This is a genomic window from Methylobacterium sp. Leaf123, from assembly GCF_001423405.1.
In the GTDB taxonomy this organism is placed as follows: domain Bacteria; phylum Pseudomonadota; class Alphaproteobacteria; order Rhizobiales; family Beijerinckiaceae; genus Methylobacterium.
The window spans coordinates 497,631-514,708 of sequence record NZ_LMNS01000012.1 but is presented as its reverse complement, the minus strand read 5'-3'; the positions used below and the strand labels follow the sequence as shown (position 1 = coordinate 514,708).

16 protein-coding genes are annotated in these 17,078 nt (G+C 68.7%); 7 read left to right on the top strand and 9 right to left on the bottom strand.

Annotated elements, in window-relative coordinates:
• Positions 1-39: 39 nt before the first annotated feature.
• Positions 40-1,185 (bottom strand): S1C family serine protease, encoded by a 1,146-nt coding sequence (locus ASF53_RS12140; protein WP_056198500.1) that lies wholly within the window; start codon positions 1,183-1,185, stop codon positions 40-42.
• 518 nt (positions 1,186-1,703) lie between these two features.
• On the opposite strand from ASF53_RS12140, the gene ASF53_RS12135 reads away from it, so the two are divergent.
• Complete coding sequence (locus ASF53_RS12135; protein WP_056198227.1) at positions 1,704-1,919, top strand: hypothetical protein; 216 nt, start codon at positions 1,704-1,706, stop codon at positions 1,917-1,919.
• A 111-nt stretch (positions 1,920-2,030) separates the two neighbouring features.
• On the opposite strand, the gene ASF53_RS12130 is transcribed toward ASF53_RS12135, so the two are convergent.
• A complete protein-coding gene (locus ASF53_RS12130; protein WP_056198225.1) occupies positions 2,031-2,960 on the bottom strand; it encodes a DUF817 domain-containing protein in 930 nt (309 codons plus the stop codon).
• On the opposite strand from ASF53_RS12130, the gene ASF53_RS12125 reads away from it, so the two are divergent.
• From ASF53_RS12125 to ASF53_RS12115, 3 genes are all read left to right on the top strand, one after another.
• Positions 2,939-3,598, top strand: a complete 660-nt coding sequence (locus ASF53_RS12125; protein ID WP_286134357.1) for a Coa1/Tim21 domain-containing protein — start codon at positions 2,939-2,941, stop codon at positions 3,596-3,598. The genes ASF53_RS12130 and ASF53_RS12125 overlap by 22 nt on opposite strands.
• A gap of 84 nt (positions 3,599-3,682) precedes the next feature.
• A complete protein-coding gene (gene scpA, locus ASF53_RS12120; protein WP_056198221.1) occupies positions 3,683-5,848 on the top strand; it encodes a methylmalonyl-CoA mutase in 2,166 nt (721 codons plus the stop codon).
• 305 nt (positions 5,849-6,153) lie between these two features.
• Positions 6,154-7,587: a mannose-1-phosphate guanylyltransferase/mannose-6-phosphate isomerase gene (locus ASF53_RS12115; RefSeq protein WP_056198219.1), complete on the top strand. Its 1,434-nt coding sequence runs from the start codon at positions 6,154-6,156 to the stop codon at positions 7,585-7,587.
• Positions 7,588-7,635: 48 nt separating this feature from the next.
• Here the strand turns inward: ASF53_RS12115 and glpD are convergent, their stop codons facing one another.
• The 4 genes from glpD to ASF53_RS12095 form a co-directional block, all read right to left on the bottom strand.
• Positions 7,636-9,141 (bottom strand): glycerol-3-phosphate dehydrogenase, encoded by a 1,506-nt coding sequence (gene glpD / locus ASF53_RS12110; RefSeq protein WP_056198217.1) that lies wholly within the window; start codon positions 9,139-9,141, stop codon positions 7,636-7,638.
• A complete protein-coding gene (locus ASF53_RS12105; RefSeq protein ID WP_056198215.1) occupies positions 9,138-9,440 on the bottom strand; it encodes a hypothetical protein in 303 nt (100 codons plus the stop codon). The genes glpD and ASF53_RS12105 overlap by 4 nt, the downstream gene beginning before the upstream one ends.
• An 8-nt stretch (positions 9,441-9,448) precedes the next feature.
• On the bottom strand, positions 9,449-9,634 hold the full coding sequence (locus ASF53_RS12100) for a hypothetical protein (RefSeq protein WP_056198213.1): 186 nt from the start codon (positions 9,632-9,634) through the stop codon (positions 9,449-9,451).
• A gap of 99 nt (positions 9,635-9,733) precedes the next feature.
• Positions 9,734-9,943, bottom strand: coding sequence for a hypothetical protein (locus tag ASF53_RS12095; protein WP_056198211.1), 210 nt, complete (start codon positions 9,941-9,943; stop codon positions 9,734-9,736).
• 328 nt (positions 9,944-10,271) lie between these two features.
• On the opposite strand from ASF53_RS12095, the gene ASF53_RS12090 reads away from it, so the two are divergent.
• Positions 10,272-11,912 carry an inorganic phosphate transporter gene (locus tag ASF53_RS12090; protein WP_056198209.1) on the top strand — a complete coding sequence of 547 codons (1,641 nt, stop codon included), beginning with the start codon at positions 10,272-10,274 and terminating at the stop codon, positions 11,910-11,912.
• 12 nt (positions 11,913-11,924) lie between these two features.
• Here ASF53_RS12090 and glcE read toward each other — a convergent pair whose 3' ends face one another.
• Both glcE and ASF53_RS12080 read right to left on the bottom strand, forming a co-directional pair.
• Positions 11,925-13,115 carry a glycolate oxidase subunit GlcE gene (glcE, locus tag ASF53_RS12085; RefSeq protein WP_056198207.1) on the bottom strand — a complete coding sequence of 397 codons (1,191 nt, stop codon included), beginning with the start codon at positions 13,113-13,115 and terminating at the stop codon, positions 11,925-11,927.
• 99 nt (positions 13,116-13,214) lie between these two features.
• Positions 13,215-14,675 (bottom strand): lipopolysaccharide biosynthesis protein, encoded by a 1,461-nt coding sequence (locus ASF53_RS12080; RefSeq protein WP_056198205.1) that lies wholly within the window; start codon positions 14,673-14,675, stop codon positions 13,215-13,217.
• A 161-nt stretch (positions 14,676-14,836) separates the two neighbouring features.
• Between ASF53_RS12080 and ASF53_RS12075 the strand changes: the two genes are divergently transcribed.
• Positions 14,837-15,478, top strand: a complete 642-nt coding sequence (locus tag ASF53_RS12075) for a MarC family protein (RefSeq protein WP_056198496.1) — start codon at positions 14,837-14,839, stop codon at positions 15,476-15,478.
• 27 nt (positions 15,479-15,505) lie between these two features.
• Here ASF53_RS12075 and ASF53_RS12070 read toward each other — a convergent pair whose 3' ends face one another.
• Positions 15,506-16,510: a magnesium transporter CorA family protein gene (locus ASF53_RS12070; RefSeq protein ID WP_056198203.1), complete on the bottom strand. Its 1,005-nt coding sequence runs from the start codon at positions 16,508-16,510 to the stop codon at positions 15,506-15,508.
• Between the two features lie 215 nt (positions 16,511-16,725).
• Here ASF53_RS12070 and groES point away from each other — a divergent pair, with 215 nt between their 5' ends.
• Positions 16,726-17,016, top strand: coding sequence for a co-chaperone GroES (groES, locus tag ASF53_RS12065; RefSeq protein WP_003603800.1), 291 nt, complete (start codon positions 16,726-16,728; stop codon positions 17,014-17,016).
• Positions 17,017-17,078: the final 62 nt, after the last annotated feature.

The following is a 17,078-nucleotide window of genomic DNA, read 5'->3' as shown; positions in this document are numbered from 1 at the left end:
GTAAAGCGCTCATCCGGTGCACGCCGACGGGGAGCGGGATTACAACCGCGTCTGCGCCACGTCCGCGGTGTTCACCCGCACCGACCGCACCCGGCCGTCACGCTCCACCAGCAGGTTCACCGGGCGGTCGAGACCCGCTTCCTCGACCACGGCGGTCAGATCCGACAAGCGGTGGACTGGGCGGCCGTTGGCGCCGACGATGACATCGCCGATCGTGCCGGTGCGGGGATCGACGCCGCGCAACCCGGCCTGCGCCGCGGGCGAGCCGGGGAGCACCCGCAGCACCACGACCCCGTCGATGCCGAGCCGGGCGGCGGTGGCCTCCTGGCCGGCGATGATGCCGATGCCGGGATTGCGCACGCGCCCGTTCTTGATGAGGTCCGGCACCACCCGGTTCACGACATCGACCGGCACCGCAAAGCCGATGCCGGCGCTGGCGCCCGAGGGCGAGAAGATCGCGGTGTTCACGCCGATCAGGCGCCCGGCGGAATCGAGCAAGGGCCCGCCGGAATTGCCCGGATTGATCGCCGCATCCGTCTGGATGACGCCCGACAATTCGCGGCCCTCTTGCGTCGGCAGCCGTCGCTGAAGCGCGCTGATGACCCCGGTGGTCAGCGTGTGATCGAGGCCGAACGGGTTGCCGATGGCGAAGGCCGATTGCCCGACCTTGAGGTCGGCCGAGGTTCCGACCGCCAGGGGAGGGGGCATCTTGGCGACGCGCCCGAGTTGGAGCACGGCGAGATCGTAGCTCGGCGCCGTGCCAACGACCCGCGCCCCGACCACTTCACCGGAGGCGAGCCGCACGGAGATCGAGCCGCCGCCCTTCGTTGCGGCTTCGACGACGTGGTTGTTGGTGACGACGTGGCCGGCCGCGTCCCAAACGAAGCCGGTGCCGGTCTGGGTGCCCGAGCCCTGCTGCTGCTCACCCTGGCCGAACTCTTCGTCCGGCTCCATCAGCGCGCGCCCCTGCGCCGCCGCCTGGGCGAAGACGTGGACGACGGAGGGCGAGGCGCGGGCGAACAGATCGACGGTGGTCTTCTCCGCCGCCGCGAGATCACCGCGCGCCGTCACCGAGCGCGGCGCATCCGCCGAATAGAGGAAGGCGAGGATGTAGGGCTGCGCCACGAAGGCGATCAGCAGGCCCAGGGTCACGCCCAGGGCAATGCGCACGAAGCGATCCGGCACCGACAACCTCAGCTCTTGCCCAGCCCTGAACCACGCGACCCGCGCCGCGGCGGCGGTACGGGCTACGTTCAGGTTCTCTCCACCAAACTCCTGAGAGTCAGGTCCGTCGCGCCGACAGGCGCCCGCGTCCGGTGATTGAGACTTAGCTGTGTCCGGTGTGGCGTCCAGTCAACAAATCCCCGCTTTCCTACACAGGGAAGCTGGGTGCGGCACCGCACCGAGGGATGCCCCTACGAAGAGTAACCAATTGCATACTGTTTCATACGCAGTGTCATCGGACTGATGAAAAGGCGTCGGTGGGTGGGTCTGGACCAATTCTTGGCGAAACCAAGGCAAGGTTCAGATGAGGAACTGCGACGAAACGGTGATCGATTGGCTATCGAGCACTCGAATTGATCGCAAAGCCGCCCCAGAGATGCTTCGATCGCCCTAGAACTTTGTACATACCGGCCCAGCGGCGCCCGTCGTCGCCGCGATCCTTTCGCGAATGGTCCCGGTTCGAACAGGAAGAGCAAGAGATGGAAACCGAAGCTCTCGAACGTCCTGCCGATCTGACGATCTGGCGCACCCTGCCGGCCTCGTCTCCCCTGGCCCAGCCGGAGCGCTACGGCACCCTGCGCGAGGCGCTCCTCGCCGCGAAGGGCGCCCTCGGCGATCCCTCGAAGCAGCCCTGGATCATCACCGAGGAGGGCGAAATCCTCTCCCCGAACTGGATCCGCACCTACGTCAACTGATCGCGGCCTTGATGCGCATTCCGACGAAGCGGTCGCCGGTTCGTCGAAAGAATGCGCGTCAGAACAAAGACCGAGAGACGCCGGCCTGATGCAATCAGACCGGATACGGCTCTAGCGCGCGGGACGCGGCTCAGCCGGATCGGCGGGCCGCGCGGGTACCGTCTCGGGGTAAGGCTCCGGCCGGTTCACCAGCGTGACCCGCACGTAGGACACGATCATCAGCAGGAACCACGAGCCGAGCTTGGCCGCCGAGACCGGCGACCAGCCGGCCGCCTGGTTCGGGTAGAGCCAGACGCGGCTCGCCGTGCCGATATTCTCGGCAAGCCAGATGAACCCGGCCACGAGGACGAAGCCGAGCAGCAGCGGCATCTTCCGGTGCACGTGCCAGACCTTGAAGTGCACGACCGTGCCGCCGAACAGCAGGCCGGTCGCGATGAACAGCATCGCGCGCAGGTCGGCCACGTAATGGTGGCTGAAAAAGTTGAGGTAGATCGCCCCCGCCAGCGGGAGCGTGAAGGTCAACGGCGGGTGCCGGGTGAAGCGGAAGTCGAACAGGCGCCAGACGCGGGCGATGTAAGAGCCGATGCTGGCATACATGAAGCCGGTGAACAGCGGCACGCCCATGATCCGCAGCAGGCTCGCCTCCGGGTAGATCCAAGAGCCGACGCCGGTCTTGAAGATCTCCATCGCCGTCCCGACGACGTGATAGAGCGCGATGACCTTGGCCTCCTCCCAGGTCTCCATGCCGAGCGCCAGCAGCGCGACCTGGATCAAGATCGCGGCGAGCGTCAGGAAATCGTAGCGCGAGAGCGGCGCATCGGCGGGGTAGAACAGATGCGTGCCGATGAGCAGCGCGCAGATGAGGCCGCCGAACAGGCAGGCCCAGCCCTGCTTCACCCCGAACCTCAGAAATTCGTAGGCGAAGGCCGGCAGCCGGCCCGCGGCCTGGGCTCGCTCGCCGAGCCGGCGCTCGGCCGCGACGAAGCCCGCCAGGAACGGCCAGTTCCGCGCCGCACTCGGTGCCCTTCGCCCTGTCCCCATTCCGTCCAACCTTCCGCCTCGCGCTCCTTTCGACCCGAGATGCGGAAAGCGGCGGTTTGACGGTCACGCTTGCCTCGCCACACATTCATCGCGGCAAGCGCAAACGGGGAGGGGGCGTGCAAGCGAACGCGGTGGAGGATCGGGCGCAGGCCCGGCGGCGGCTGGAGCGCGAACTGCGCCGGCTCGAAGCGCTCGTCGCGCGCAAGCGTTTCCGCAGGTGGACCCTGCGCGCGCTGCGCGGATCGGCCGGCGCGGCGGCGACCTTCGGCGCTCTCCTGAACGTGAAGGTGGTCGGAACGCTGGCAGGCAAAGCCGCCATCGCCGTCCTCGTCGGCCTCGGCTTCGCATGGCCGGCGCTGGTGATCGGCGTGATCGGCGTCCTCGGGATCGTGGTGGCGTTGCTCAGCCTGTTTTCCGGCGAAGGCGGCCCCCACGGCTTCGACCCCGATTGCGCCTGCGACTGCGCGCGCAAGGAGAAGCGGGTCGAACGGCTCAAGGCGCTGATCGCGCAGCGACGGGCGCGGCTCGCCGCACCATCGGGGCCGGCGCCGAGCCTGCGCTGGGATGCGCACGGGCGCCGTCACATGACAGGCAGCCAGCGCAAGCGCGGCCGGCAAGCCCGGCCTTATGGACAGTAGCCGCGTTTGGTGGCTTGCCTATAATGCTCAAAAAAAATCATCGTCTCCGCCGACGCCGAGACTGACGCCAGGAACAGACGCACGATGAGCTCCCGTATCCCGGATTTCGCCTCCGTCGCCTACGCGGCCGACGGCTTCAAGGCGCCGCCCCCGCCGGCCGGGGAGCCGTGGATGACGCCCGAGGGCATTCCGGTGAAGGGCTTCTACGGACCCGAGGACCGCGAGGGCTGCGAGGGCATCGACTCGTTCCCCGGCCTGCCGCCCTACCTGCGCGGCCCCTATCCGGCGATGTACGTCACCCAGCCCTGGACGATCCGGCAATATGCCGGCTTCTCGACGGCCGAGGATTCGAACGCCTTCTATCGGCGCAATCTCGCCGCCGGCCAGAAGGGCCTCTCGGTCGCCTTCGATCTCGCCACCCACCGCGGCTACGATTCGGACCACCCGCGCGTCTCGGGCGATGTCGGCATGGCGGGTGTCGCGATCGACTCGATCTACGACATGCGCACGCTGTTCTCCGGCATTCCGCTGGACGAGATGACGGTGTCGATGACGATGAACGGCGCGGTGCTGCCCGTGCTCGCGCTCTACATCGTCGCCGCCGAGGAGCAGGGCGTGCCGCCGGAAAAGCTCGCCGGCACGATCCAGAACGACATCCTCAAGGAGTTCATGGTCCGCAACACCTACATTTATCCCCCCAAGGGATCGATGCGGATCATCTCGGACATCTTCGGCTACACCTCGAAGAACATGCCGAAGTTCAACTCGATCTCGATCTCCGGCTACCACATGCAGGAGGCCGGAGCGACGCAGGATCTCGAGCTTGCCTACACTCTTGCCGACGGCGTCGAATACATCAAGGCCGGCCTCGCCGCGGGCCTGACGATCGACCAATTCGCACCGCGCCTGTCGTTCTTCTGGGCGATCGGGATGAACTTCTTCATGGAGATCGCCAAGATGCGGGCTGCGCGCCTGATCTGGGCCAAGCTCGTCAAGGAGTTCGAGCCGAAGAGCGATAAGTCGCTCCCCTTGCGCACCCACTCCCAGACCAGCGGCTGGTCGCTGACGGCGCAGGACGTGTTCAACAACGTCACCCGCACCTGCATCGAGGCGATGGCGGCGACGCAGGGCGGCACGCAGTCACTCCATACCAATGCGCTCGACGAGGCTTTGGCGCTGCCGACCGACTTCTCGGCCCGCATCGCCCGCAACACCCAGCTCTTCCTGCAGCAGGAGAGCGGCACGACGCGGATAATCGATCCGTGGGGCGGCTCCTACTATGTCGAGCGCCTGACCCGGGACATCGCCGACCGCGCCTGGGAGCATATCCGCGAGGTCGAGGCTCTCGGCGGCATGGCAAAAGCCATCGAGGCCGGCATCCCGAAGCTGCGCATCGAGGAGGCGGCGGCCCGCGCCCAGGCACGGATCGATTCCGGGCGCCAGACGATCGTCGGCATCAACAAGTACAAGCCCGACGACGAGATGAAGATCGACCTGCTGCGGGTCGACAACGCCGATGTGCGCGCCAAGCAGATCGACAAGCTCAAGCGCCTGCGCGCCGAGCGCAACCAAGCCGACGTCGATGCGGCTCTGGCCGCCCTGACAAAGGCCGCGGACGGCGAGGGCAACCTGCTCGAACTGGCGGTGAACGCGGCGCGGGCCAAGGCCACGGTCGGCGAGATCTCGGAAGCGCTGGAGAAGGCCTGGGGCCGTCACCGCGCCGAGATCCGCTCGATCTCGGGCGTCTACAAGCGGGAGGTGGGCGGCATGTCGCCGGTGGTGGAGAAGGTCCGCGGCCTCGTCGAGGCCTTCGAGGAGAATGACGGGCGCCGCCCGCGCATCCTGGTCGCCAAGATGGGCCAGGACGGGCACGACCGCGGCCAGAAGGTGATCGCCTCGGCATTCGCCGATCTCGGCTTCGACGTCGATATCGGGCCGCTCTTCGCCACACCCGACGAGGCGGCCCGCCAAGCGGTGGAGAACGACGTGCACATCGTCGGCGTGTCCTCGCTGGCGGCGGGCCACCTGACGCTGGTGCCGGAACTCAAGGCCGCGCTGAAGCAGGAGGGCCGCGACGACGTGATGATCGTGGTCGGCGGCGTGATCCCCCCGGGCGACTACGACGCCCTCTACGCCGCGGGCGCCTCGGCGATCTTCCCGCCGGGCACCGTGATCGCGGAAGCGGCGGTGAAGCTGCTCGGCGAACTCAACAATCGCTTGGGCTACGGCGAGCGGCAGGCGGCCGAGTAGCGTTTCGGAAAGGCCGGGCGGAGGCGCATGCCTCCGCCGTTCCTCATCCGCGTTTCGAGAGCATCATCCCGAAAGGTGGCCTCCGGCTTTCGGGATGATGCAAAAACGAGAGGCGAACGCATCGTCCCGGATTCGATACTCAAGACGATGCTTTCGCGGATTCACCTGAATCGCAGGCCGCACGGCCTGCGTCGTGGTGGCGTGCGGGTGGATCGGCTAAGACGGCAGGGTCACTTTTCGCGCCCGCCGCTCCCGCATCTGTGTCCGACCGGCTGGCGCCTCTCGATACGCGACGGGGCTGGGCAATGGCCGAGGCAGACCACGAAACAATTCTGCCCGTGATCCTGTGCGGCGGCTCGGGCACGCGGTTGTGGCCGGCCTCGCGCGAGAGCATGCCGAAGCAGTTCACGCCGCTGGTCGATCCCACGACCTCGACCTTTCAGGCCACCGTCCGCCGCGTCGCCGACGCCGCGGTGTTCGCCAAGCCGACGGTCATCGCCTCGGCCGAGTCCCGCTTCATCGTCGCCGAGCAGCTCGCGCAGAGCGGCATCCGGGCCGACATCCTGCTCGAACCCGAGCGGCGTGATTCTGCCGCCGCCGTCGCGGTGGCCGCGCTCCACGGCGCGCGGCGCGGGCCGGAGACGGTGGTGCTGGTGATGGCCGCCGACCACGTCATCGAGGACGCCGCCGCCTTCGCCCGCGCCGCGCAGGAGGCGGCTCTGGGCGCCCGGCTCGGCCAGATCATGACGCTGGGCATCACCCCGACCCGACCCGCGACCGAGTACGGCTATATCCGCACCGGCGGCACGCTTGCCGACGCACCGGGCCTCTTCCGGGTCGAGCGCTTCGTCGAGAAGCCGGACGCGGCCGGCGCCGAGCGTCTGATCGGGGAGGGCGCCCTGTGGAATTCGGGCTACTTCCTGTTCCGCGCCGATGTGATGATCGCCGAGCTGGAAGCGCACGCACCCGACGTGCTGGAAGCCGCCCGCGGCGCGCTCGCCAACGCTGCCACCGATCTCGACTTCATCCGGCTCCAGGCGGAGTCCTTCGCGCAGGCGCCGAAAACCTCGATCGACTACGCGGTGATGGAGCGCACCACCCGCGCGGGCGTGCTCGCGGTCTCCTTCGCGTGGTCGGATGTCGGCACCTGGGACGCATTGTGGCAGGTGCTGGCACGCGACGCGAAAGGCAACGCCGTGCGCGGCCGCGTCGAGCTGGTGGAGACCACGGGCAGCCTTGTCCATAGCGAGGGCGACGGGCTCACCACCGTGGTCGGGCTCGACGACGTGGTGGTGGTCGCGACCCCCGACGCGGTGCTGGTCGCCTCCAAGGCGAAATCGGGCAAGGTCAAGGATCTCGTGACCGTCCTGCGCGAGAAGGCGCACCCGGAAGCGGATGCCCACCGCCGGATGTACCGCCCCTGGGGCTGGTATCAGCGCATCGATATCGGCGAGCGCTTCCAAGTGAAGCGCATCATGGTGACGCCGGGCGGCCGGCTCTCGCTGCAAAAACACTTCCACCGGGCCGAGCACTGGGTGGTGGTGAAGGGCACGGCCGAGGTGACGCTGAACGATTCGGTCGTTCTCGTGCACGAGAACGAGGCGGTCTACCTGCCGATCGGCTCGATGCACCGGCTGACCAATCCCGGCAAGATCCCGCTCGAACTGATCGAGGTGCAGGTCGGCTCCTATACGGGTGAGGACGATATCATCCGCGTCGAGGACGTCTACGGGCGGTAGAGCATCGTCTTTCTCCGAAAGCCGGAGGCCACCTTTCGGGATGATGCTCTAAGCGCCGGGATCGGCGGGCGTGTGGTTGAGGGTACGCCCGAGCCGCGCGACATCCGCCCGGCCGATCCTGAGCCCGAGCTTCGAGCGCCGCCACAGGATGTCGTCGGAGGTGCGCGCCCATTCGTGCCGCACGAGGTAATCGACCTCGCGCGCGCTGAGATCGCCGCCGAAGGTCTCGCCGAGATCGGAGAGCGCCCGCGCATCGCCGAGCAGATGCTCAACGCGGGTGCCGTAGGCGCGGGCGAGCCGGCGGGCGCTCGGCTCCGGGAGGAAGGGCCGCTCGGCCACCAGCCTCGCCAGGAACCGCTCGAAATCCGCGCCGTCCATGTCACCGCCGGGCAGGGGGGCGGTTCCGGTCCAGGCCGGCTTCAGGCCGGGCAGGTGCGGCCCCAACCGGTCGAGGGCGTGCTCGGCGAGCCGGCGATAGGTCGTGATCTTGCCGCCGAACACCGACAGGACCGGCGGACCGTCGGTATCGAGTTCGAGCACGTAGTCGCGGGTCACCGCCGAGGCGTTCGCCGCCGCGTCGTCGTAGAGCGGTCGGAGCCCCGAAAAGCTCCAGACCACGTCGTCCGGGCCGATCGCCCGCGCGAACGAGCGGTTGATGCAGGCGCAGAGATAGCGCGTCTCCTCGGCCGAGATCGCGACCGGACCGGGGCCGCCCTCATGCGCGACATCGGTGGTGCCGATCAGGGTGAAGTCGCGCTCGTAGGGGATGGCAAAGACGATGCGCCGGTCCGGCTGCTGCAGGATATAGGCCTGATCGCCCTCGTAGAGGCGCCGGACGACGATGTGGCTTCCCTTGACGAGGCGCACCTTTGGCCGCGCCTCGACGGAGAGCGTCCGCAGCAGGGTCTCGCCGACCCACGGCCCGGCGGCGTTGACGATCGCCCGCGCCCGTATGCTCTCCCGCCGCCGCCTGTCGGAATCGTAGAGGGTGACGGTCCAGGCGCCGTCGTCGCGACGGGCGGATTCCACGGCGGTCCGGGTGCGGATCTGCGCACCGCGCTCGGCGGCGTCGAGCGCGTTCAGCACGACGAGGCGGCTGTCCTCGACCCAGCAATCGGAATAGGCGAAGCCCCGCGTCAGCCGCTTCTGAAGCGGCGCGCCGGCCGCATCGCGATCGAGGCGCAACGATGTCGAACCCGGCAGCGTCTTGAGGCGCGTGAGGTGATCGTAGAGGAAGAGCCCGAGCCGCAGCATCCAGGCGGGCCGCAGCCCCGCATCGTAGGGCAGGACGAAACGCAGGGGCCAGACGATGTGCGGCGCCAGCCGCATCACCCGCTCACGCTCGGCCAGCGCCTCGCGCACCAGCCGGAACTCGTATTGTTCGAGGTAGCGCAGGCCGCCATGGATCAGCTTGGTCGAGGCCGACGAGGTATGCTCGGCCAGATCGCCCCGCTCGCACAGCAGAACCCGCAAGCCCCGACCGGCCGCGTCACGGGCGATCCCGGCACCGTTGATGCCGCCACCGATGACGAGGAGGTCGAACGGGTCGCTCACAGGCGGGCCAGACCGCTGACGCTGACGACGATCCCGATCAGTACGACGGCGCCGAGGCAACGCCGCCACGGATTGACCCCGCGGGCGATCTCATCGACCGCCCAGACGGTGAGGCTCAGGAGGGCGACGACACGAAGGCCCACGAAGACCGGAGCCGGCAGGCCGGGCATCGTCGCTTCGAGGAGCCATTCCAGGGCCGAGGCCGCGGCGAAGATCCAGAGCGGCCCATTCGGCCATTGGCCGATCACGACGGCGCCGGTGCGCCGGTCGCGGAAGAACCAGTCGAAGGCGCGGCGCAAGCGGGGCCTCAGATCGCGCTCGTGCCTCGGGCGGACCGGATCGGCTCGCAGATCTTCGGGCTGATCCGGTCGAGATGCGGGCAGGCATTGGTTTCGTACCAGCCGCGCAATTCGGGCTGGTTCGGCGCGACGTACATGGCCGTCAGTACGAAGCCGCCCGCGAGCACGATCAGAAGCAGAAGAAGGTTGCGCAAGAGACGTCTCCAATCCGACGAGCCTCGGAGCGGAGGCCGGTCCATCGCGGCAGACGCGCGAGGGCCGGGAGAGTTCCCTGGCCGTACGCCGCAGCGCCGTCATCGGCGCATGTCATCCAGCGTCTGCGGCCGGGTATGGGTCAACGGCCCCTGCGAGCCGGGTAGGAGCCCGAGATCCTGAAGCCAGAGCATGGCGAGCACGCCCGCGATCAAACTGCCCAGCCCCATGAGAAGGGTGAGGTGGCGCCGCCGGACGATGATGAGGATCACCACGACGAGGAGGGCGAGCGAGAGCGCGAGCGTCAGCATGAGCGTCCTTCTACGACGATCCGGAGCCCGGCGTCCCGTGGTTCGATGCAACCGCCGAGGCCGCCATGCACTGCGCCGGTTTTCAATCCAGACTCGGCCGACGAACTGCACAGATCGGGATGGCCGAAAGTGAGGGCCGCCGAAATCTGCTTTTGCCTCATGTCATCCAACCTTCACGGAACCTCTCCACTGAGCATCATTTGTAAGCTTGGCGTTGGGTCGGTCGATGGGCGGGCACCGCCGCGCGACCGGCTGCGACAAAGTCCAAGACCGTATGACCCGGTCCCCGGCACAGCCGAGGGCCGCGGTCGTTTCCTTCGAGGTTCGGATGTCAGATGCGCTCAGCCTGCAGGACGGGGGTCCGGCACCCGCCGAAGCCCGTTCGTCCCGGGGCCCCAATCTCGACGGCCGGATGCATCCGGGCGGAACGGTCCTCTTCCTGCTCGTGCTGGTGGGCGGGATCGGCTACGCGCTGTTCAACCTGATCACGGACATGCAGGCCGCCGGCCAGCCGCCGCTGGCGATCGGCGCCTTCGCGCTGCTCGGCCTCGCGCTGCTCATCGCCCTCGGCTTCGAGTTCGTGAACGGCTTCCACGACACCGCCAACGCCGTGGCGACGGTGATCTACACCCACAGCCTGCCGCCGGTCGTCGCCGTGGTCTATTCCGGCGTCTTCAACTTTCTCGGCGTCCTCGTCTCGACCGGCGCCGTCGCCTACAGCGTCGTCACGCTTCTGCCCGTGGAACTGGTGCTGAAGACCGGCTCCTCGGCCGGCTACGCGATGATCTTCGCGCTGCTCATCGCCGCGATCGTGTGGAACCTCGGGACATGGGCGCTCGGCTTGCCGAACTCGTCCTCGCACGCGCTGATCGGATCGGTTCTCGGCGTGGGCATTGCCAACCAGCTCCTCGCCACCGAAGGCTCGGAAACCTCCGGCGTGCAGTGGGATCAGGCTTGGAGCGTGCTGCGCGCCCTGCTGTTCAGCCCCCTCCTCGGCTTCGTCATGGCGGCGGCGCTGCTGCTGACAATGCGGTTCGTGATCCGCAACCGCACCCTCTACCAAGAGCCGGAGGGCGACGCGCCGCCCCCGCTCTGGATCCGCAGCCTGCTGATCCTCACCTGCGGCGGCGTCTCCTTCGCCCATGGCGGCAATGACGGACAGAAGGGCATGGGCCTGATCATGCTGATCCTGATCGGCGCCGCGCCCACCGCCTACGCACTCAACCGCACCATGTCCGAGTCGGAAACCCCGCATTTCGTGCAGGTCTCGGAGCGGGCCCGGACGGTGTTCCAGAACCGGGCGGAGCAGGCCCCGATGCCGAGCCCGGCCGACGGCCGCGCGCAGATCACCGAGGCGCTGGGGAAGAAGGATCTCGACCAGCCGGAGATCCACGCGGCCCTGGCCGCTCTCTCGGACGACATCGCCACGAAGGTGAAGGAATACGGCGCGATCCGCCACGTTCCGGCAGCGGCGACGCCGAATCTGCGCAACGACATGTACCTCGTCTCGGACGCCATCCACAGCCTGAAGAAGCACGAGGGTCTCTTCGTCGGCGCGGAGGCCGAGGCGCTGAAGGCCTACGAGACGAGCCTCAACGACGGCACCCGCTACATCCCGACCTGGGTGAAGGTGTCGGTCGCCCTGGCGCTCGGCCTCGGCACGATGGTCGGTTGGAAGCGCATCGTCGTCACGGTCGGCAGCCGCATCGGCAAGAAGCACCTGACCTACGCGCAAGGTGCGTCCGCCGAGATCACGGCGGCGGGCACGATCGGTCTGGCGGAAGCCTACGGCCTGCCGGTCTCGACCACCCACATCCTGTCGAGCGGCGTCGCCGGGACCATGGCCGCCAACGGCTCGGGCCTGCAATGGGGCACCGTGCGCAACCTCGCCGCCGCGTGGCTGCTCACCCTTCCGGCGGCGATCACCCTGGCCGGGCTGCTCTATGCCGGCCTGCGGCTCGTGTTCTGAGGCTGCGTTCGACTACACGCCCGCATACATCCGGCCGGGGTTGAAGATCCCGGCCGGATCATGCGCGGCCTTGATGCCGGCGGTGATCCGCATCAGCGGTTCGGGCAGCGGATCGAAGACGGGGACGGCCGCGCGCAGGGTCTCGGGCGCGCGCACCAGCGTGGCGTGCCCGCTGCCGGCGGCCTTCACCGCGGCTCGGATCACCGCGGCCCCGGCATCGTCGGCAGCGTCGGTGGCGAGCCAGATCAGGCCGCCGCCCCAATCGTAGAACCAGCGCGCGGGGCGATCGGCGGCAATTGCCGCGGTGACCGCCGGGCCGCGGGTCGGCGCGGTGGAGATGCGCCAGATCGCGGCCTCGCGCGGCTCGGCCAGCGGGGTCGCGTCGCGCACGGCCCGCCAGAGTGCCGCGCTCTCCTCGCCCTCGACGATCTGCGGCTCGCCGTAGCGGCGCAGCAGGCGGCGCAGCTCGCCGAGACGGTAGCCGACGGATTTGGCGAAGCCTTCGACGCGCATCAGCGTGCGCGGCTCCGACCCGCCGAGACCGGCTGGCCAGTGGGCGGCGCCGGTCAGTTCGAACGGCGAGCCGAGGGCGGTGGCGAGCGCCTCGACCGCCGCGGCATCGGCCAGACCCGGCAGCACGAGGGTCGCGACCTGCTCCTGCACCGGCAGCACCTTGAAGGTGACTTCCGTCAGCAGGCCGAGCGTGCCCCAGGAACCGGCCATCAGCTTCACGAGGTCGAGGCCGGTGACGTTCTTCATCACCCGCCCGCCGGACTTGATCGGCTGGCCGCGGCCGTTGACGAAGCGCACGCCGATCAGGCTGTCGCGGGCCGCGCCCGCATTGATGCGCCGGGGGCCGGAATTGTTGGCCGCCGCCACCGCGCCGAAGGTCGGCGCGCCGGTGGAGCCGAGGAGCGGGCGGTGATCCATGGGCTCGAACGGCAGCATCTGCCCGCGCCCGGCCAGGAGTGCCTCGACCTCGGCGAGCGGCGTGCCGGCACGGGCAGCGACCACCATCTCGGCGGGCTCGTAGAGGGTGATGCCGGTTAGCCCCGTGGCGGCGAGCGTCGCCTCGTCCTGCGGCGGACGGCCGAACGCCGCCTTGGTGCCGCCGCCGACGAGACGCAGCGGTTCCGACCGGCCGGCGGCCTGCGCCACGATGGCAGCCGCCTCCTGCTCGCTCGCCGGCGCGTATGAGGTCATCGTTTCCGTCCCGTGGGATTTTTCTGAAGCTTCGAGAAGCTCCCGGACTCAAACCCCGTTTGGCCGGAGGTGGCAAGCCGCGTCTGTGGTCGGCTACGTCTAGCGCGCGGCGGCCGGAAGCCGCTTCGGGAAACGCTGGCGCACGGCGCTGCGCAGGCCGGCAATGTCGAGAAACCAGACGAGGGCCCCATAGACCAGCACGCCGGCGGCGATGCAGGCGGGCAGGGCGAGCGCCGGCTCCAGGGCGCGGAACGGCAACACGGCCAGAACCATGGCGAGGCAGGCGGCGGCGGTGAGGGCGAGGTCGCGGCCCGGCAGGCGCAGGCGCTCGATCCCCGTCAGCGCCCGCAGGCCGAGCACGGCGACCGCCGCGACGAGGCCCAAGGTCTGCGCGACAGCGACGCCCTGCGGCCCCATAACCCGCGGCAGCAGGACGAGGCCGACGGCGTTGACCGCCAGCCCGATGAGCGCGGCGGCGACCACCGGGCTCGTCCGGCGTCGGATCTGGAAGATGGGATTGAGGGCGAAGTTCATGATCGAGAGGCAGAACAGGCCCGGGATCAGCAGGTCGGTATAGTCCGCGAACGGCCCGCGGAACTCCTCCGGCACGATCAGCGCCTGGAGGGCCGGCGTCACCGCCCAGTAGCCGGCGGCGCAGGGCAGGAGCAGCGCCACGACGATGGCGATGTTGCGCGCGACCTGGGTCTCGGCGGCCTCGCGGCCGTGATGCTCCTCGGCCTGCACGGCGATCTGGAACAGCAGGAGATCGAGCGCCGCGCCGAGCGTCGAGAAGGCCCGCGAGCTGAGATCGGCGGCGAGCGCGAAATAGCCGGCCTCGGCAAAGCCGGCGGTGCCGGCAATGGCGGCGCGGTTGAGGAACGGCATGATCTGATAGACGGCGTTGGCTGCGATCAAGGGCAGGCCATAGGCCGCGAACAGGCGCAAAGTTTCACGGGCGCGGCCATCGGGCAGGGCAGGGGCGTGCCCCAGTGCCGTGTCGCCCAGGATCTTGCGCATCGGCAGCACCGCCAGGAACTGGCTCATGCCCCCCGCGATCAGCACCCAGACCGGCTGCGGAAACAGCCACGCGGTGCCGGCCATCAGCACGAAGGCCAGCACGTTCTTCCACACCACGAGCCGGAGATAGGCCCCGCCGATGAAGCGGGCGCGGGCCAGCGCCGCGTGATAGTCGAACAGCCCGATGCCGATGGCCGCGACCATGGTGCCGGCGGTCATGACGAGCCGGCCTTCAGGAGTCGGATTGACGGCGATTCCGAGCCCGGCGCAGAGGGCGGCGGTGGCAAACAGCGCCAGCGCGATGACGCAGTAAGCCCGGTCGAGACCGTGGCGAATCCACGGCTCGGCCTCGCGCACCCGCGCCGAGTAGAACCGCGTTGCCGAGAGCCGCAGCCACTCGAACAGGATCGTGTTGAGCACGACCGCGCCGGCCGTCGCCAGGGCGAACCGGCCGAAATCGGCCGGCCCCAGCATCCGGGCGATGGCGATGCCGAGGACGAAGTTCAGCCCGGCATTGAGGACGAAGGCGGCGATGACGGCCATGGATTGGGGTGCGCTGCTCGCTCAGCCTGGAGCCTGAGGACGAGCCTCGCAGCTAGCCGCCAACAAAGCCTGAATTGTGGGGCGAGCGCGTGATGAACCATCGGCGCCGGGTCGAGGCCAGAGCCATGCTATGGCTCCGGATCTCGAAACCGGGGTTCGCGATGTCTGTCGATCTGTCCTTCGTCACGAAGGTCTTCGCCGCGCTGTTCGCCATCATGAACCCGATCGCGAATGTGCCGGTGTTCCTCTCCCTCACCGATGGCGCGTCGGACGCCGTGCGGCGGCGCGTTGCCGTCATCGCCGCGATCGGGACGACGATCGGCTGCCTCGTTTCGATCGTGGCCGGGCAGGCGGTCCTCGATGCCTTCGGACTCAGCGTCGACGACTTCCGTCTGGCGGGCGGGCTCATCGTCCTGACGATCGCGCTCTCCATGCTTCAGGGCTCATCGAGCCAGACGCACGGCCGCAGCCCGAAGGAGAAGCAAGACCCGATCGATGCGGAAAGCGTCGCCATCTACCCGCTGACCATCCCCCTGCTCGTCGGGCCGGGGACGATCGCGACGCTCATCGTGTTCGGCCATACCGCCAAGGCGCAGGCCAAATGGCCGGAACTGGCGCTCGGTGTCGGCGCCTTCCTCGCGCTTCTGACGGTCGCGCTGCTCTCAGCCCCCTGGCTCGGCCGCCACCTGTCCGCGACGGCCACCGCGATCACGCGCCGGCTGATGGGCATGATCCTGGCCGCGGTTGCGATGGAGATGATCGTGACGAGCCTGCGAAACCTGTTCCCCGGCCTCAGCCATTGAGCCGCGGGGCGCTCCCGAGACGCGGCGTTACAGCCAACCCTTCGCCTTGAAGTAGAGCAGCGGCACGATCGCCGAGATCGCGATCAGGGCGAGGCCGTAGGGGTAGCCGTAGGCCCAGTCGAGTTCGGGCATGTGCTTGAAGTTCATGCCGTAGAGCGAGGCCACCAGGGTCGGCGGCACGCCGACCACGGACACGACGGTGAGAACCCGGAAGGCGTTGTTCTGCTCGATATTGATGAGCCCGAGCGTCGCGTCGAGCAGGAACTGGACGGTCTCGGAGAGCCGCGTCTCGAACTCGTCCAGCGAGGCGATGTCCTGCGCCAGCGTGTCGAAGCGCGGCGCGTCGCCCTCCTCGAGGGTCTGCCCGCACTCGCTCTTGGCGAAGGCGATGATGCGTCCGAGCCCGAGCAGGCTGGCGCGGACCTTCGACAGCGACTTGCCGTGGCGGCCGACCGAACGGAGCAGACGGCGCAGGGCAAGGTCGCGCCGCTTCGGCGCGGTGGCGTCCCCCTTGCGGGCACCGGGCCGGGCGCCGGAATCGAAATCGAAGATGCGGGTGGAGAGCGTATCGAGATCGCCCGACATCTCTTCGAGAAGGTCGGCGAGGTTATCGACCAGTTCCTCGACCACGAGCAGGAACATGCCCGTGCTGGTGCTGCCGTCGCCGTCACGCTCATCCACACGTTTCCGGACCGCCGCAATGGCGCGCATGTCGTGGAAGCGGACCGTGACGAGGTGGTCCGCGTTGAGCAGGAAGCCCAGCGGCTTCAGGCTGAAATCGGACCGGTCGAAGGTCACCATCGGCGTCGAGAGGGAGAGGCCGTCGCGGTTGCGGCGCAGGCGGCTCGACGACTCGACCTCGCTGAGCGCGGCGCGCGAGGGCACGCGGATGCCCGCCTTCTTCTCGACCTGCGCGGCCTCCTCGGCCGTCGGATCGTTCAGGTCGATCCAGACGGCGTGATCGGGCAGGCTCGCGCCGCCCCCCGAGCCGCCCTGCTCGACCGCGCCGTTTGCCCCATGAAGGCTCATCATCGGGAGAATTTGTCCCCGTCCCGTCCCAGCTGCGCGGGAAATTTGCGTGAAATCACCGCAGCCGGGAAGAAGCTGCGCCTTGACTCAAAAACGCCACGCGCCTATCTCGCCACCGTCGTTAGCACTCACTTGCTTGGAGTGCTAACAATCAGGTGGATCGCGGTCGTCCCGGCCGCATGAAGACCAACCGCCATTCCGAAGCAAGAGGGCAGCTCATGAAGTTCCGTCCGCTGCACGACCGCGTCGTCGTCCGTCGCATCGAAAGCGAAGAGAAGACGAAAGGCGGCATCATCATCCCGGATACCGCCAAGGAGAAGCCGCAAGAGGGCGAGATCGTCGCCGTCGGCCCCGGCGCTCGCGACGAGCAGGGCCGCGTCAACGCCCTCGACGTGAAGGTCGGTGACCGCGTGCTGTTCGGCAAGTGGTCCGGCACCGAGGTCAAGATCGACGGCCAGGATCTCCTCATCATGAAGGAATCCGACATCATGGGCGTCGTCGCCCTCTAAGGCGCGCACCCGTCCACCGCCCTTGGAGGCCGCCAGGGTCTTGCCCTCGGCCGGCTTCGGGG

What these genes read in the sequence shown, in the direction of transcription:
- ASF53_RS12135 (WP_056198227.1), top strand. Translation starts at nt 1,704, where the DNA reads ATGGAAACCGAAGCTCTCGAACGTCCTGCCGATCTGACGATCTGGCGC.
- ASF53_RS12130 (WP_056198225.1), bottom strand. Translation starts at nt 2,960, where the DNA reads ATGGGGACAGGGCGAAGGGCACCGAGTGCGGCGCGGAACTGGCCGTTC.
- scpA (WP_056198221.1), top strand. Translation starts at nt 3,683, where the DNA reads ATGAGCTCCCGTATCCCGGATTTCGCCTCCGTCGCCTACGCGGCCGAC.
- ASF53_RS12115 (WP_056198219.1), top strand. Translation starts at nt 6,154, where the DNA reads ATGGCCGAGGCAGACCACGAAACAATTCTGCCCGTGATCCTGTGCGGC.
- ASF53_RS12095 (WP_056198211.1), bottom strand. Translation starts at nt 9,943, where the DNA reads ATGCTGACGCTCGCGCTCTCGCTCGCCCTCCTCGTCGTGGTGATCCTC.
- ASF53_RS12090 (WP_056198209.1), top strand. Translation starts at nt 10,272, where the DNA reads ATGTCAGATGCGCTCAGCCTGCAGGACGGGGGTCCGGCACCCGCCGAA.
- glcE (WP_056198207.1), bottom strand. Translation starts at nt 13,115, where the DNA reads ATGACCTCATACGCGCCGGCGAGCGAGCAGGAGGCGGCTGCCATCGTG.
- ASF53_RS12080 (WP_056198205.1), bottom strand. Translation starts at nt 14,675, where the DNA reads ATGGCCGTCATCGCCGCCTTCGTCCTCAATGCCGGGCTGAACTTCGTC.
- ASF53_RS12075 (WP_056198496.1), top strand. Translation starts at nt 14,837, where the DNA reads ATGTCTGTCGATCTGTCCTTCGTCACGAAGGTCTTCGCCGCGCTGTTC.
- ASF53_RS12070 (WP_056198203.1), bottom strand. Translation starts at nt 16,510, where the DNA reads ATGATGAGCCTTCATGGGGCAAACGGCGCGGTCGAGCAGGGCGGCTCG.
- groES (WP_003603800.1), top strand. Translation starts at nt 16,726, where the DNA reads ATGAAGTTCCGTCCGCTGCACGACCGCGTCGTCGTCCGTCGCATCGAA.